Source organism: Pseudoxanthomonas taiwanensis (assembly GCF_010093135.1).
Lineage (GTDB): Bacteria > Pseudomonadota > Gammaproteobacteria > Xanthomonadales > Xanthomonadaceae > Pseudoxanthomonas > Pseudoxanthomonas taiwanensis.
In genome coordinates this window covers 14,824-29,398 of sequence record NZ_PDWK01000011.1, presented here as the reverse complement: position 1 = coordinate 29,398, position 14,575 = coordinate 14,824, and the positions used below count along the sequence as shown (strand labels likewise).

The window sequence follows — 14,575 nt, the reverse complement described above, 5'->3', positions numbered from 1 at the left end:
CGGGCCGGATCCGGGGCCTGGTCCGGGCTGCCGGCCTCCACGCGGCCTTCACGGAGGCCGATTCTCAAAAAATGAGACTAAACAGCGACTTGTGGAAAACCCTTGAACTTGTCTGTGAACATCGCTGCAAATCATTGACGCAACAGGCGATTTTTTCTGCAGGAGCCTGTTGACAACCCTGTTGGTGACCCCTAAGGTGGGCATCCGAGGGAAAACCGGGGATTTCGTGGTTTTCCGTGGTTGAACTGCCTCCCAGCCGGGGTCGAGAGTGTTCCAGGGCGAGACCGCCATCACCGTGGACGACAAGGGGCGCGTGGCCATCCCGACGGCCTACCGCGACCTGATCGCGCGCGAGTGCGGCAACCGCCTGGTGATCACCTACAACCCGTTCGAGGCCGGGTCGCTGTACCTGTACCCCTACAAGGAGTGGGAACGGGTGCGCGACGCGGTCAACAAGCTGCCCAGCACCCGGGCGGCGCACCGCAGCCTGCAGCTGAAGCTGGTTGGTGCCGCCACCCCCGTGGAGCCGGACGCCAACGGGCGCATCTCCATCCCGGCCAGCCACCGCAGCGCGGTCGGCATCGAGAAGAAGGCCGTGCTGCTGGGCATGGGGGACAAGTTCGAGCTTTGGAGCGAGCAGGCGCACCACGCGCAGATCCGGCGGACGCTGACCGACGAGGATCTGAGCGAGCACATGCTCGACCTGAGGTTGTGAGCATGGGGGACCGGATGCGCATGGGCGCGCAGGCCGGCCACCCCGCTGACCCGTCAGCGCCGGCGGCGCACCTGCCGGTGCTGTTCACGCAGGTCGTGGATGGGTTGCGCGTGGTCGCGGATGGACGCTACCTGGACGGCACCTTCGGGCGCGGCGGCCACGCGCGCGGGGTGCTGCAACGACTCGGCCCGGGAGGCCGGCTGCTGCTGATGGACAAGGACCCGGAAGCGATCGCGGAAGCCGAGCGCAGCTTCGGCGGCGACCCGCGTGTGGCCATCCGGCGCGGCAGCTTCGCCACGCTCGGCGCCTGGGAGCAGGCCCGCGACCTGGACGGGGTGCTGTTCGACCTGGGCGTGTCCTCGCCGCAGCTGGACGTGGCCGAGCGCGGCTTCTCCTTCGGCAAGGACGGGCCGCTGGACATGCGCATGGACCCGGACTCGGGCGAGAGCGCCGCGCAGTGGCTGGCGCGTGCCGACGAGGCCGAGATCGCCGAGGTGCTGTGGCGCTACGGCGAGGAGAAGCAGAGCCGGCGCATCGCCCGCGCCATCGTCGCGCGCCGCGCGGTCAAACCGCTGACCCGCACCGCCGAGCTGGCCGAGCTGGTGGCCGGCGTGGTGCCGCGCGGCAAGGACCGGAGCCATCCGGCCACGCGCAGCTTCCAGGCCATCCGCATCCACATCAACCGCGAGCTGGCCGACCTGGAGGCCGGGCTGGACGCGGCCCTGGCCGCGTTGCGCCCGGGCGGGCGGCTGGCGGTGATCAGCTTCCACTCGCTCGAAGACCGCATCGTCAAGCAGTTCATCGCGCGCCATGCCAAGGCGCCGCCGGCCAACCGCCGCCTGCCGCAGCAGGAGGCGTTCGTGCCGATGCTGGCCGCCATCGGCGGCGCGATTCGCGCCGACGAGGCGGAGGTGGCCGCCAACCCGCGCGCGCGCAGCGCCGTGCTGCGCGTGGCCGAGAAGCTGCCGGTGGCGGAGGTGGCGCCATGATCCCCCGCATCCTGGCTGGCGTGCTGCTGCTGGCCGTGGTGGCCAGCGCCATCGGCGTGGTCTACCAGCGCTACCGCCACCGCCAGCTGTTCGTGGAGCTGACCCGGCTGGAGCGCGAGCGCGACGAGCTGAACATCGAATTCGGCCGGCTGCAGCTGGAGCAGGCCACCTGGGCCCAGGCCAACCGCATCGACCAGGTCGCGCGGCAGCGGCTGGGGATGAAGTTCCCCGCGGCCGAGGACATCGTGGTGGTGCGGCCATGAAGCGCGCCCCCCGCCAGCGCGGCAAGTTCAACCTCCGCGGCCGCATGATGCTGGTCGCGTGCACGCTCGGCCTGTGCTCGGTCGCGCTGGTCGGCCGCGCCGCCTACGTGCAGCTGGTCAACGCCGATTTCTACCAGCGCCAGGGCGAGGCGCGCTTCGTGCGCGAGATCCCGATCCCGACCTCGCGCGGCATGATCACCGACCGCAACGGCGAGCCGCTGGCGGTGTCCACCCCGGTCGAGTCGATCTGGGCCAACCCGCAGGAGCTGCTGCGCTACCCCGAGCGCCTGCCGGAGCTGGCCAAGGCCCTGGACGTGCCGCTGGACCAGCTGGCCAGCCGCCTGTCGCAGCGCGCCGACAAGGAGTTCGTCTACCTCAAGCGCCGGATCAACCCGGACCAGGCCAGGGCGATCCTGGCCCACAACATCCCNGGGGTGTTCAGCCAGCGCGAGTTCCGCCGCTTCTACCCGCAGGGCGAGGCGATGGCCCACGTGCTGGGCTTCACCAACATCGACGACCGCGGCCAGGAGGGCCTGGAGCTGGCCTTCGACGAGTGGCTGCGTGGCAAGCCCGGCGCCAAGCGTGTGATCCGCGACCGCCACGGCCGCATCGTCGAGAACATCGACCTGATCCGTCCCGCCGAGCCGGGCAAGGACCTGACCCTGTCGATCGACCGCCGGATCCAGTTCCTGGCCTACCGCGAGCTGCGCAACGCGCTGGCCACGCACAAGGCCAGCAGCGGTTCGGCGGTGGTGCTGGACGTGGCCACGGGCGAGATCCTGGCCATGGTCAACCTGCCCAGTTACAACCCCAACGCGGTCACCGGCCACAACCCGGACGCGCGCCGCAACCGCGCGGTCACTGACCTTGTCGAGCCGGGCTCGACCATGAAGCCGATCACCGTGGCCGCGGCGCTGACCGCCGGCACCGCCAGGCTCGACACCCGGGTGGACACCAGCCCGGGCTACATGGCGCTGGGCCGGTTCACCATCCGCGACCACCACAACTACGGGGTGCTGGACGTCACCGGCATCATCACCAAGAGCTCCAACCTGGGCTCGGTGAAGCTGTCCGAGCCGCTGTCGGCGCAGTTCTTCTACGATTTCATCCGCCGCTTCGGCTACGGCAGTGCGCCGCAGAGCGGCTTCCCCGGCGAGGCCGCCGGCGTGGTGCTGCCGCCTTCGCGCTGGAACGGCCTGACCAAGGCCACCATGTCCTACGGCTACGGTCTGTCGGCCACCGCGCTGCAGGTTGCCCAGGCCTACGCGGCGCTGGGCAACCACGGCCGCCTGATCACGCCCACCTTCGTCAAGGGCCAGATCAACGAGGCGCGCCAGGTGGTGGCCCCGGAGATCGCCGATGCGGTGGTGCGGATGATGCAGACGGTGACCGAGCCGGGCGGCACCGCCACCCAGGCCGCGATCCTGGGCTACCACGTGGCCGGCAAGACCGGCACCTCGCGCCAGGCCGCCGCCGGCGGCTATTCGCGCCGCTACACCACGCTGTTCGCCGGCCTGGTGCCGGCGACCAACCCGCGCTTCGCCACCGTGGTGGTGATCAACGATCCGCAGGGCGGCGCCTACTACGCCGGCCTGGTCGCCGCGCCGGTGTTCCGCGCGGTCATGGAGGACACGCTGAGGCTGATGGACGTACCGCCGGACGACATCGAGACCTGGCTGGCCGCCCAGGCCAAGGGCGAGGCCAAGCGCCAGGCGGCGCTGCCGCCCCTGCCGCCGCCGCTGGAGGAGGACCCCTACGACGCGGCCATTCCCGCGGCGATGCCCGGGGTGGGCGATGGAGGCGAGCCATGAGCCGCACCATGCCCCTGTCGCGCCTGCTGCCGGACGTCGCGCTGCCGCGCGACGTGGCCGTTTCCGGGCTGGTGATGGACAGCCGCGAGGTCAGGCCGGGCGATGTCTTCGTCGCCATCGCCGGCTTCGGCACCCACGGCCTGGCCTTCGCCCGCCAGGCGCTGGAGGCCGGGGCGGTGGCGGTGCTGTTCGAACCGCCGGCGCCGGAGGCGTACCCGCCGCCGCCGGAGGCCATCCCGGTGCCCGGCCTGCGCGCCCGCCTGGGCGCGATGGGCGACCTGTTCCACGGCCATCCCTCGCACGCGATGACCATGGTCGGGGTCACCGGCACCAACGGCAAGACCTCGACCGTGCAACTGCTGACCCAGGCCTGGCACCTGCGCGGCGTGCGCGCCGGCAGCATCGGCACCCTGGGCGTGGGCGTGTACGGCCAGGTGCGCCCGACCGGCTTCACCACGCCACTGGTGCTGCCCATGCACGCGCTGCTGGGCCAGCTGCGCGACGCCGGCGTGCAGGCCGTGGCCATGGAGGTCAGCTCGCACGCCCTGGACCAGGGCCGGGTGGACGGCGTGCACTACGACGTGGCGGTGTTCACCAACCTCACCCGCGACCACCTGGACTACCACGGCGACATGGAGCGCTACGGCCTGGCCAAGGCGCGCCTGTTCGAGCGCCCGGGCCTGCGCGCGGCGGTGCTGAACCTGGACGACGCCTACGCCCGCACCCTGCGCGGCCACCTGGCGCCGGAGGTGCGTGTGGTGGGCCTGAGCTCGCGCGGCCAGGACGGTGCCACGGTGCGCGCCGACAACCTGCGCCTGGACGTGCGCGGCATCGGCTTCGACCTGGTGGTGGACGGCCAGGCGCACGCGGTCGCCTCGCCGCTGCTGGGCCGCTTCAACGTGGACAACCTGCTGGCCGTGGCCGGCGTGCTGCACGCGCTGGGCGAGGCCCCCGGCAGCATCGCCGCCACCCTGGCGCAGCTGCAGCCGGTGCCCGGGCGCATGAACCGCCTGGGCGGCGACGGCGTGCGCCCGCTGGTGGTGATCGACTACGCGCACACCCCCGACGCGCTGGCCCAGGCGCTGGCCAGCCTGCGCGCCCATGCCGCGGCGCGGCTGCTGTGCGTGTTCGGCTGCGGCGGCGACCGCGCCCGCGGCAAGCGCCCGCAGATGGCGCGGATCGCCGAGGCCGGCGCCGACAAGGTGTTCGTCACCGACGACAACCCGCGCACCGAGGATGGCGAGACGATCGTGGCCGACATCCTGGCCGGCTTCGCCCGCGCGGAGGCGGTGGTGGTGGAGCGTGACCGTGCCCGCGCCATCGCCCGCGCCATCGCCGAGGCCGGCCCGCAGGACATCGTGCTGGTGGCCGGCAAGGGCCACGAGCCGTACCAGGAGATCAACGGCGTGCGCCATCCGTTCGACGACACGCTGGTGGCGCGCGCCGCGCTGGAGGGCCGGGCATGAACCGCATCCCGCTCTCGCTGGTGGCGCACTGGGCCGGTGGCGAACTGCACGGCGAGGACGTGCTGGTGGACGCCATCGGCCACGACACCCGCAGCCTGGTCCCCGGCAGCCTGTACGTGGCCCTGCAGGGCGAGCGCTTCGACGGCCATGCCTTCGTCGCCGACGCGGCCCGGCGCGGCGCCGTCGCCCTGCTGGTCGAGCGGCCCATGGCCACGGACCTGCCGCAGGTGCAGGTGCCCGACAGCCTGCGCGCGCTGGCGCGCATCGCCGCCGGCATGCAGCGTGGCCGCCGGGCGAAGGTGGTGGCCATCACCGGCAGCAACGGCAAGACCACGGTCAAGACCCTGCTGCTGGAGATCCTGCGCCGCGCCGGCCTGGCCTACGCCAATCCCGGCAACCGCAACAACGAGGTCGGCCTGCCGCTGGCGGTGATCGACGCACCGGAGGACGCCGACTTCGCCATCTACGAGATGGGCGCCGGCAAGCCGGGCGACATCGCCTACCTGACCGAGGTGGTGCCGCCGCACGTGGCGCTGGTCAACAACATCGCCCCGGCGCACCTGGAGCGCATGGGCAGCCTGCTGGGCGTGGCGCAGACCAAGGGCGCCATCTACGCCGCGCTGGGCGAGGGCGGGGTGGCGGTGGTCAACGCCGACGAGGCCTTCGCGCCGTGGTTCGAGCAGCAGGTGATCCGCCCGGCCGGGACCGGCCGCCGCGTGCTGCGCTTCGGCCTGGAGGCCAGCGCCGAGGTGACCGCGCGCGACCTGCGGCCGGGTGCCGGCGGGCAGCGCTTCACCCTGGCCACGCCGGAGGGCGAGGCCGAGGTCGTGTTGCAGCTGCCCGGCCGCCACAACGTGCGCAACGCCCTGGCCGCCGCCGCCCTGGCGCTGGCCTGCGGCGTGCCGCTGGCCACCGTCGCCGAGGGCCTGGCCGCGGCGCAGCCGGTGCCGGGCCGCCAGGTGGCGCACGTGCTGGCCGACGGCACCGTGCTGGTGGACGACAGCTACAACGCCAACCCCGGTTCGGTGGCCGCGGCCATCGACGTGCTGGCCGCCTCCGGCGACGAGGCCTGGCTGGTGCTGGGTGACATGCGCGAGCTGGGCCCGGACGCCGAGGCACTGCACGCCGAGGCCGGCGCACGCGCCCGCGCCGCCGGCATCGCCCGGCTGTACGCGCTGGGGCCGCTGAGCGCCTCCGCGGCGCGTGCCTTCGGCGAGGGCGGGCGGCATTTCGGGACGCACGAGGCACTGGCCGCGGCGCTGCGGGAGGACCTGCGCGCCGCGCCGGCACCGCGCGAGGGGGGCGGGCGCCGGCTCCTGGTGAAGGGTTCGCGCGGAAGCGCGATGGACAGGATCGTGACTGCGCTGCTGGCGCGGGGAGACGTATAGATGTTGCTTGAACTGGCGCGCTGGCTGCACAAGCTCGAGAGCTTCTTCGGGCTGTTCGGCTACATCACCTTCCGCGGCATCCTCGCCGCGCTGACCGCGCTGTTCCTGTCCCTGTGGCTGGGGCCGGCGGTGATCCGCCGTCTCGGCCAGCTCAAGGGCGGCCAGCCGATCCGCAAGGACGGCCCGCAGACCCACTTCTCCAAGGCCGGCACGCCGACCATGGGCGGCGCGCTGATCCTGATCACGGTGATGCTGTCGATCCTGCTGTGGGGCGATCTGCGCAACAAGTACGTGTGGACCGTGCTGCTGGTGATGCTGGCCTTCGGCGCCATCGGCTGGTACGACGACTGGCTCAAGATCGTCAAGCGCGACCCCAACGGCCTGAAATCGCGCTGGAAGTACCTGCTGCAGTCAGTCTTCGGCCTGGCTGCCGGCCTGTACCTGTACCTGTACGCCGACGTGCCGGCGGCCACCACGTTCTACGTGCCCCTGTTCAAGTCGGTGGCCCTGCCGCTGGCCGGCATCTCCTTCGTGGCGATCGCCTACTTCTGGATCGTCGGCTTCTCCAACGCGGTCAACCTGACCGACGGTCTGGACGGCCTGGCGATCATGCCCACCGTGCTGGTGGCCGTGGCCCTGGGCGTGTTCGCCTACGCCTCCGGCCACGCCGTGTTCGCCAACTACCTGCAGATCCCGCAGGTGCCCGGCGCGGGCGAGCTGGTGATCATCTGCGCGGCCATCGCCGGCGCCGGCCTGGGCTTCCTCTGGTTCAACACCTACCCGGCGATGGTGTTCATGGGCGACATCGGCGCCCTGGCCCTGGGCGCGGTGCTGGGCACCATCGCGGTGATCGTGCGCCAGGAACTGGTGCTGGTGGTGATGGGCGGCATCTTCGTCATCGAGACCCTGTCGGTGATGATCCAGGTCGCCAGCTTCAAGCTCACCGGCAAGCGCGTGTTCCGCATGGCGCCGATCCACCACCACTTCGAGCTGAAGGGGTGGCCGGAGCCGCGGGTGATCGTCCGCTTCTGGATCATCTCGGTGATCCTGGTCCTGATCGGCCTGGCCACGCTGAAGGTGCGCTGATGAACGACCTGTCCCGCCAGGCAACCCGGCTCGAGGCCATCGGCGGCCGCTTCGACCCCTGGCTGGTCGGCGCCGCCCTGGCGCTGGCCGCGCTCGGCGTGGTGATGGTCGCCTCTTCCTCCATCGCCATCGCCGAGAACCTTGGGGCCGGGCCGTTCCACTACCTGGTCCGCCACGTCATGTTCCTGGGTGTGGGCATCGGCCTGGCGGCGGTGCTGATGCGCACCGAGCTGAAGCTGGTGGAGAAGTACAACCAGGTGCTGCTGCTGGGCTGCCTGGTGCTGCTGCTGCTGCCCTGGATCCCCGGTCTGGGCGTGAGCGTCAACGGTGCCCGCCGCTGGATCAACCTCGGCCTGTCCCGCTTCCAGGTGGTGGAGGCGGTGAAGGGGCTCTACATCGTCTGGCTGGCCAGCTACCTGGTGCGCTTCCGCGACGAGGTCAACGCCACCTGGCCGGCCATGCTCAAGCCGCTGGGCGTGGCGGGCCTGCTGATCGGCATGCTGCTGGCGCAGCCGGACTTCGGCTCGGCGACCCTGATCCTGGGCATCACCACCGGCATGCTGATCCTGGGCGGGGTGAACCTGCCGCGCATGTCCGCGCCGGTGCTGGCCGTGCTGCCGGTGCTGGTGGCGCTGGTGGTGTTCGAGCCCTACCGCATGCGCCGCGTGACCTCGTTCCTGGACCCCTGGGCCGACCAGCTCGGCTCGGGCTACCAGCTGTCCAACGCGCTGATGGCCATCGGCCGCGGCGAGTGGTTCGGTGTGGGCCTGGGCGCCTCGGTGCAGAAGCTCAACTACCTGCCGGAGGCGCACACCGACTTCATCTTCTCGGTGATCGCCGAGGAGCTGGGCTTTGTCGGCGTGTGCGCGGTGATCGGCCTGTACGCGCTGCTGGTCGGCCGGGCCCTGTACCTGGGCCTGAAGTGCGTGGACATGCGCCGCCACTTCGCCGGCTACTGCGCCTTCGGCGTGGCCCTGTGGCTGGGCATGCAGAGTTTCGTTTCCATCGGCGTGAACCTGGGCCTGCTGCCGACCAAGGGCCTGACCCTGCCGCTGGTCTCCTCCGGCGGCTCGTCGGTGCTGATGACCTGCGTGGCCCTGGGCCTGCTGCTGCGCGTGTCCTACGAGCTGGAGCGCGCCACCCGACAGGTCGCGCGGCTGCGCCCGGATGCCGCGCACGCGGCCTCCCCCGCGGATGCGCCGCCGCCGCAGGCGCCGATGCCGCCGGTGGCCACCGCCGGCTACCGCCAGGCCGATGCCCGCCCGGTGCGCGCGCCGGCGTCCGCGCCGTCGCCACAGGTCGCCTCCGGCCGCGGCACCTCGCGCGTGGAACCGACCTTCGGGAGCTTCGCATGAGCACGACCGGCATGCCCGCGCCCGAAGCGCGCCCGGTCATGGTGATGGCCGGCGGCACCGGTGGCCACATCTTCCCGGCGCTGGCCGTGGCCGACGAGCTGCGCGCGCGCGGCGTCCCGGTCACCTGGCTGGGCGCGTCCGGCGCGATGGAGACGCGCCTGGTGCCGCAGCACGGCATCGAACTGGACACGCTGCCGATCGCCGGCGTGCGCGGCAAGGGCACGATGACCGTGCTGGCCGCGCCGCTGCGGCTGGCGCAGGCGGTGCGCGCCGCCACCGCGGTGCTGCGCCGCCGCCGGCCGCGCGCGGTGATCGGCTTCGGCGGCTTCGCCTCCGGCCCCGGCGGCCTGGCCGCGCGCCTGGCCGGCATCCCGCTGCTGGTGCACGAGCAGAACCGCGCCGCCGGCCTGACCAACCGCGTGCTGGCACGCCTGGCCCGGCCCGGGCTCACCGGCTTCCCGGGCCCCTTCCCGGGCGAGGAGGCGGTGGGCAACCCGGTCCGGACCGAGATCGCCGCGCTGCCGCCGCCGGAGGAGCGCATGGCCGGCCGCGGCGGCCCGGTGCGCGTGCTGGTGCTGGGCGGCAGCCAGGGCGCGCGCGCCCTCAACCAGGCCATGCCGCGCGCGCTGGCCGCACTGCGCGACGTGCCGCTGCACGTGGTCCACCAGTGCGGCGAGAAGCTGCGCGAGGAGGCGCAGCGGGCCTATGCCGAGGCCGGCGTGGCCGCGCACGTGGAGGCGTTCATCGCCGACATGGCCGGCGCCTACGAATGGGCCGACCTGGTGGTGTGCCGCGCCGGCGCCTCCACCCTGGCCGAGCTGTGCGCGGCCGGCGTGGGCAGCGTGCTGGTGCCATTCCCCGCCGCGGTGGACGACCACCAGACCCGCAACGCCGAGTACCTGGCCGACCAGGGCGCGGCGCTGCTCTTCAAACAGGATGGACGGCTGGCTGACCGGCTGGAGGAGGCGCTGCGCGCCCTGGCCGGCGACGCGCGGCGGCGCCTGGACATGGCCCGCGCCGCGCGCGCCCTGGCCCGCCCGGACGCGGCCGCGCGCATCGCCGACGCCGTCCTGCAGGAATCGAACCAGGGAGCTTCCGCATGATCCGCCGCCTGCACGACACCCAGGACCTGGTGCGGGCCTTTCCCCGCGTGCACTTCGTCGGCATCGGCGGCACCGGCATGAGCGGCATCGCCGAGGTGATGCTGACGCTGGGCTACGAGGTCTCCGGCTCGGACGTGGCCGACAACGCCGCCACCCGCCGCCTGGCCCGGCTGGGCGCGCGCATCGTGCGCGGGCATTCGGCGGCCAACGTGCTGGGCACCGACTGCGTGGTGGTCTCCTCGGCCATCCGCGAGGACAACCCCGAGCTGATGGAGGCGCGTGCCCAGCGCATCCCGATCGTGCCGCGCGCGGCCATGCTGGCCGAGCTGATGCGTTTCCGGCGCGGCATCGCCGTGGCCGGCACCCACGGCAAGACCACCACCACCTCGCTGACCGCCGCGGTGCTCAGCGAGGGCGGCATGGATCCGACCTTCGTGATCGGCGGGCAGCTGCTGGCCGCCGGCGCCAACGCCAAGCTCGGCGGCGGCCAGTGGCTGGTGGCCGAGGCCGACGAGAGCGACGGCAGCTTCCTGCGCCTGAACCCGCTGATCGCGGTGGTCACCAACATCGACGCCGACCACCTGGAGAACTACGGCGGCGACTTCGCGCGCCTGCGCGCGGCCTTCTCCGAGTTCCTGCAGCGCCTGCCGTTCTACGGCCTGGCGGTGCTGTGCATCGACGACCCGGAGGTGGCGGCGATGGCCGCGGCCATGCCGCGCCACGTGATGACCTACGGCACCGCCGAGAACGCCGACGTGCGCGCCGACGACATCGTCCAGGAAGGGCCGCGCATGCGCTTCACCCTGTGCCTGCCGGAGGGCGTGAGCCTGCCGGTGAGTCTGGCCCTGCCGGGCCGGCACAACGTGCTCAACGCCCTGGCCGCGGCCGCGGTGGGCTGGCAGCTGGGCCTGGCGCCGGAGAAGATCGCCGCGGCGCTGGAGAAGTTCGCCGGCATCGGCCGCCGTTTCAACGACCTGGGCGAGGTCGCCACGCCGGGCGGCGCGCGCGTGCGCATCGTGGACGACTACGGCCACCATCCGCGCGAGCTGGCGGCGGTGTTCGCCGCCGCGCGTGGTGGCTGGCCCGACAAGCGCCTGGTGGTGGCCTTCCAGCCGCACCGCTACACCCGTACCCGCGACCAGTTCGACGCCTTCGCCGCGGTGCTGTCGGAGGTGGATGCGCTGGTGCTCAGCGAGGTCTACCCGGCCGGCGAGGCGCCGATCCCGGGTGCCGACTCGCGCGCCCTGGCCCGCGCCATCCGCGCGCGCGGCCGCAGCGAGCCGGTGGTGGTCGGGTCGGCCGCCGAGCTGCCGAAGGTGCTGCCGGACGTGCTGCGCGACGGTGACCTGCTGCTGATGATGGGCGCCGGCGACATCGGCTACATCGCCCACCAGATCGCGGCCGAAGGCTTCGGAGGCAAGGCATGAGCAGTCCGGTCCTGCCGCCGCCGCGCCACGCCGACCCGGCAGTGTTCGGCCGCGTCGCCGTGCTGATGGGCGGCACCAGTTCCGAGCGCGAGGTCTCGCTCGATTCCGGCCGCAACGTGCTCGAGGCGCTGCGCGCGCGGGGCATCGACGCCCATCCGGTGGACGGCATTCCCGCGCTGGTGGCCGCGCTGGCGGAGAAGCGCTTCGACCGCGTGTTCAACATCCTGCACGGCGGCGATGGCGAGAACGGCGTGGTCCAGGGCCTGCTGCAGGCCCTGGGCGTGCCGTACACCGGCCCCGGCGTGCTGGGCAGCGCGCTGACCATGGACAAGATCCGCACCAAGCTGCTGTGGATCGCCGCCGGCCTGCCGACCGCGCGCTTCGTGCGCATCCCGCCGGGCGGCGACCTGGCCGCGGCGGTGCGCGAGCTGGGGCTGCCGGTGTTCGTGAAACCTTCCTGCGAGGGCTCCAGCGTCGGCGTGTTCCCGATCCGCGGCGAGGCCGACCTGGCCCCGGCGCTCGAATTCGCCGCCGGCTACGGGGGCGAGCTGCTGGCCGAGCAGATGCTCACCGGCGGCGAGTACACCGTGGGCATCCTCGGCGAGGTGGCCCTGCCCAGCATCCGCATCATCCCGGCCTCGGGCTGGTACGACTACCACGCCAAGTACATCGCCGAGGATACCCGCTACCTGTGCCCGGGCCTGGAGGGCGCCGAGGAGGAGGAGATCCGCGCGCTGGCTCTGGCCGGCTTCCAGGCCGCCGGATGCAGCGGCTGGGGCCGTGTGGACGTCATGCGCCACGCCGATGGCCGCTTCATGCTGATGGAGGTCAACACCGCGCCGGGCATGACCAGCCACTCGCTGGTGCCCAAGGCCGCGGCGCAGCTGGGCGTGGGCTTCGAGGAGCTGTGCTGGCGCATCCTCGAGCAGACCCTGGAAGGAGGTGCGGTGGCATGAACGCGCTGCTGCGCCTGCTGGCCTGGCTGCTCGCGCTGGCGCTGGTCGCGCTGCCGGTGGTGGCCGTGCTCAACGGCTGGGTCGGCGCCGAGCGCTTCCCGCTGGCGCGGCTGCGCGTCAGCGGCCAGTTCGAGCGGGTGCAGGCCGAGCAGCTGCGCGCGGCGGTGGCGCCGCACGCGCGGCGCGGCTACTTCGCGGTGGACCTGCACGCGGCCCAGCGCGCGGTCGAGCGGCTGCCGTGGGTGGAGAGCGCGCAGGTGCGCAAGCAGTGGCCCGACGTGCTGGAGGTGCGCGTGGTCGAGCATCGGCCGTTCGCGCGCTGGGGCGAGGACCGCATGCTGTCCGAGCGCGGCGTGCTGTTCCCGCTGCCGCCGGACCTGGCCGACGCGCGCCTGCCGCGCCTGGATGGCCCGCCCGCGCGCGCGCCCGAGGTGGTGGCCCTGTACAACGAGGCGCGCGAGCTGTTCGCGCCGCTGGGCTACGGCGTGGCCGAGCTGGGCGTGGACGCGCGCGGCAGCTGGTCGCTGGTGCTGGACAACGGCACCCGCGTGGTGGTCGGCCGCGACGACGCGCGTGCCCGCCTGCAGCGCTTCGTGCGCGTGCTGCCGCAGCTGCTGGCCGGCCAGGCGCGGCCGCTGGAACGCGCCGACCTGCGCTACACCAACGGATTCACCCTGGCGTGGGGCCGCCCGGCCACGCGCGATTCCTCCTTCCACACGCCCGCGTCCGCGCAGGCGCGGGCAAAACAGGCGAGCAGTACATGAACCGCAAAGGCGACAAGTCCCTCATCGTCGGCCTCGACATCGGCACCTCCAAGGTGGTGGCGCTGGTGGGCGAGTACTCGCCGGGCAACCCGATCGAGGTCATCGGCATCGGCTCGCACGAGTCGCGCGGCCTCAAGCGCGGCGTGGTGGTGGACATCGAGTCCACGGTGCAGTCGATCCAGCGCGCGGTCGAGGAGGCCGAGCTGATGGCCGGCTGCGAGATCCGCTCGGTGTACGCCTCGATCTCCGGCAACCACGTCCAGTGCAAGAATTCGCCGGGCATCGTTCCGATCCGCGACGGCGAGGTCACCTGGCAGGACCTGGAGCGGGTGCTGGATGCGGCCAAGGCGGTGGCGATCCCGGCCGACCAGCGCATCCTGCACGCGATCCCGCGCGAGTACGTGCTGGACGACTCCCAGGAGGGCATCCGCAACCCGGTGGGCATGACCGGCGTGCGCCTGGAGGTGCACGCGCACCTGGTCACCTGCGCGCAGTCGGCGGCGCAGAACATCACCAAGTGCGTGCAGCGCTGCGGCCTGAACGTGGACGACCTGATCCTGTCCTCGCTGGCCTCCTCGGTGGCGGTGCTGACCGCCGACGAGCGCGAGCTGGGCGTGGTCCTGGTGGACATGGGGGCCGGCACCACCGACATCGCGGTGTTCATCCAGGGCGCGATCTGCCACACCGCCTCGCTGCCCATCGCCGGCGACCACGTCACCAACGACATCGCGCACATGCTGCGCACGCCCACGCCGGAGGCCGAGCAGATCAAGGTGCGCTACGCCTGCGCGCTGGCCCAGCTGGCCACTGCCGAGGAGAGCATCCAGGTGCCGTCGGTCGGCGACCGGCCGCCCCGGCGCATGCCGCGGGCCTCGCTGGCGCAGGCGGTGCAGGGCCGCTACGAGGAGATCTTCGAGATGGTCCAGGCCGAGCTGCGCCGCTCCGGTTTCGAGGAGCTGGTGCGCGCCGGCATGGTGCTGACCGGCGGCGCCTCGAAGATGGAGGGCGTGATCGAGCTGGCCGAGGAGATGCTGCAGATGCCGGTACGCATCGGCAATCCGCAGCACGTCTCCGGCCTGGGCGAGGTGGTGGGCAACCCGGTGCACGCCACCGGCGTGGGCCTGCTGCTGATGGGCAGCCAGATCGAGCACCCGCGGCGGCCGTCGCTGCCGAGCGGGCGCGCGGCCAGCTTCTTCAAGAAGCTGCGCAACTGGTACCGCGGCGAGTTCTGAGGCAGGCCGCGGCGGGGCCG

At 72.7% G+C, this 14,575-nt stretch carries 13 protein-coding genes; all 13 read left to right on the top strand.

The features are described 5' to 3' along the window. Window positions 1-268 precede the first annotated feature (268 nt). The 13 genes from mraZ to ftsA all read left to right on the top strand — a co-directional run bounded on the left by mraZ (window position 269) and on the right by ftsA (window position 14,555). Window positions 269-715 (top strand): division/cell wall cluster transcriptional repressor MraZ, encoded by a 447-nt coding sequence (gene mraZ, locus CR938_RS03550; protein WP_162123693.1) that lies wholly within the window; start codon window positions 269-271, stop codon window positions 713-715. 14 nt (window positions 716-729) lie between these two features. After that, window positions 730-1,704, top strand: coding sequence for a 16S rRNA (cytosine(1402)-N(4))-methyltransferase RsmH (gene rsmH / locus CR938_RS03545; RefSeq protein ID WP_162123716.1), 975 nt, complete (start codon window positions 730-732; stop codon window positions 1,702-1,704). Next, a complete protein-coding gene (gene ftsL, locus CR938_RS03540) occupies window positions 1,701-1,967 on the top strand; it encodes a cell division protein FtsL (RefSeq protein ID WP_162123692.1) in 267 nt (88 codons plus the stop codon). The genes rsmH and ftsL overlap by 4 nt, the downstream gene beginning before the upstream one ends. Beyond that, on the top strand, window positions 1,964-3,778 hold the full coding sequence (locus CR938_RS03535; protein WP_162123691.1) for a peptidoglycan D,D-transpeptidase FtsI family protein: 1,815 nt from the start codon (window positions 1,964-1,966) through the stop codon (window positions 3,776-3,778). The genes ftsL and CR938_RS03535 overlap by 4 nt, the downstream gene beginning before the upstream one ends. Then, entirely contained in the window at window positions 3,775-5,244 is a 1,470-nt protein-coding gene (locus CR938_RS03530; protein ID WP_162123690.1) for a UDP-N-acetylmuramoyl-L-alanyl-D-glutamate--2,6-diaminopimelate ligase, read from the top strand. Before CR938_RS03535 ends, CR938_RS03530 begins: the two co-directional genes overlap by 4 nt. After that, window positions 5,241-6,632 carry a UDP-N-acetylmuramoyl-tripeptide--D-alanyl-D-alanine ligase gene (locus CR938_RS03525; RefSeq protein WP_162123689.1) on the top strand — a complete coding sequence of 464 codons (1,392 nt, stop codon included), beginning with the start codon at window positions 5,241-5,243 and terminating at the stop codon, window positions 6,630-6,632. The genes CR938_RS03530 and CR938_RS03525 overlap by 4 nt, the downstream gene beginning before the upstream one ends. Then, window positions 6,633-7,718, top strand: coding sequence for a phospho-N-acetylmuramoyl-pentapeptide-transferase (mraY, locus tag CR938_RS03520; RefSeq protein ID WP_162123688.1), 1,086 nt, complete (start codon window positions 6,633-6,635; stop codon window positions 7,716-7,718). Beyond that, entirely contained in the window at window positions 7,718-9,073 is a 1,356-nt protein-coding gene (gene ftsW / locus CR938_RS03515; protein ID WP_162123687.1) for a putative lipid II flippase FtsW, read from the top strand. The genes mraY and ftsW overlap by 1 nt, the downstream gene beginning before the upstream one ends. Beyond that, window positions 9,070-10,176, top strand: coding sequence for an undecaprenyldiphospho-muramoylpentapeptide beta-N-acetylglucosaminyltransferase (murG, locus tag CR938_RS03510; RefSeq protein WP_246190955.1), 1,107 nt, complete (start codon window positions 9,070-9,072; stop codon window positions 10,174-10,176). The genes ftsW and murG overlap by 4 nt, the downstream gene beginning before the upstream one ends. Further along, window positions 10,173-11,603 (top strand): UDP-N-acetylmuramate--L-alanine ligase, encoded by a 1,431-nt coding sequence (gene murC / locus CR938_RS03505; RefSeq protein WP_162123686.1) that lies wholly within the window; start codon window positions 10,173-10,175, stop codon window positions 11,601-11,603. The genes murG and murC overlap by 4 nt, the downstream gene beginning before the upstream one ends. Further along, complete coding sequence (locus CR938_RS03500) at window positions 11,600-12,559, top strand: D-alanine--D-alanine ligase (RefSeq protein WP_162123685.1); 960 nt, start codon at window positions 11,600-11,602, stop codon at window positions 12,557-12,559. Before murC ends, CR938_RS03500 begins: the two co-directional genes overlap by 4 nt. After that, window positions 12,556-13,323 carry a cell division protein FtsQ/DivIB gene (locus CR938_RS03495; RefSeq protein ID WP_162123684.1) on the top strand — a complete coding sequence of 256 codons (768 nt, stop codon included), beginning with the start codon at window positions 12,556-12,558 and terminating at the stop codon, window positions 13,321-13,323. Before CR938_RS03500 ends, CR938_RS03495 begins: the two co-directional genes overlap by 4 nt. Continuing rightward, window positions 13,320-14,555 carry a cell division protein FtsA gene (gene ftsA, locus CR938_RS03490; RefSeq protein ID WP_162123683.1) on the top strand — a complete coding sequence of 412 codons (1,236 nt, stop codon included), beginning with the start codon at window positions 13,320-13,322 and terminating at the stop codon, window positions 14,553-14,555. Before CR938_RS03495 ends, ftsA begins: the two co-directional genes overlap by 4 nt. Window positions 14,556-14,575: the final 20 nt, after the last annotated feature.

Coding starts and splice junctions, on each gene's coding strand:
- rsmH (WP_162123716.1), top strand. CDS start 730: ATGCGCATGGGCGCGCAGGCCGGCCACCCCGCTGACCCGTCAGCGCCG.
- ftsL (WP_162123692.1), top strand. CDS start 1,701: ATGATCCCCCGCATCCTGGCTGGCGTGCTGCTGCTGGCCGTGGTGGCC.
- CR938_RS03530 (WP_162123690.1), top strand. CDS start 3,775: ATGAGCCGCACCATGCCCCTGTCGCGCCTGCTGCCGGACGTCGCGCTG.
- CR938_RS03525 (WP_162123689.1), top strand. CDS start 5,241: ATGAACCGCATCCCGCTCTCGCTGGTGGCGCACTGGGCCGGTGGCGAA.
- mraY (WP_162123688.1), top strand. CDS start 6,633: ATGTTGCTTGAACTGGCGCGCTGGCTGCACAAGCTCGAGAGCTTCTTC.
- ftsW (WP_162123687.1), top strand. CDS start 7,718: ATGAACGACCTGTCCCGCCAGGCAACCCGGCTCGAGGCCATCGGCGGC.
- murG (WP_246190955.1), top strand. CDS start 9,070: ATGAGCACGACCGGCATGCCCGCGCCCGAAGCGCGCCCGGTCATGGTG.
- murC (WP_162123686.1), top strand. CDS start 10,173: ATGATCCGCCGCCTGCACGACACCCAGGACCTGGTGCGGGCCTTTCCC.
- CR938_RS03500 (WP_162123685.1), top strand. CDS start 11,600: ATGAGCAGTCCGGTCCTGCCGCCGCCGCGCCACGCCGACCCGGCAGTG.
- CR938_RS03495 (WP_162123684.1), top strand. CDS start 12,556: ATGAACGCGCTGCTGCGCCTGCTGGCCTGGCTGCTCGCGCTGGCGCTG.
- ftsA (WP_162123683.1), top strand. CDS start 13,320: ATGAACCGCAAAGGCGACAAGTCCCTCATCGTCGGCCTCGACATCGGC.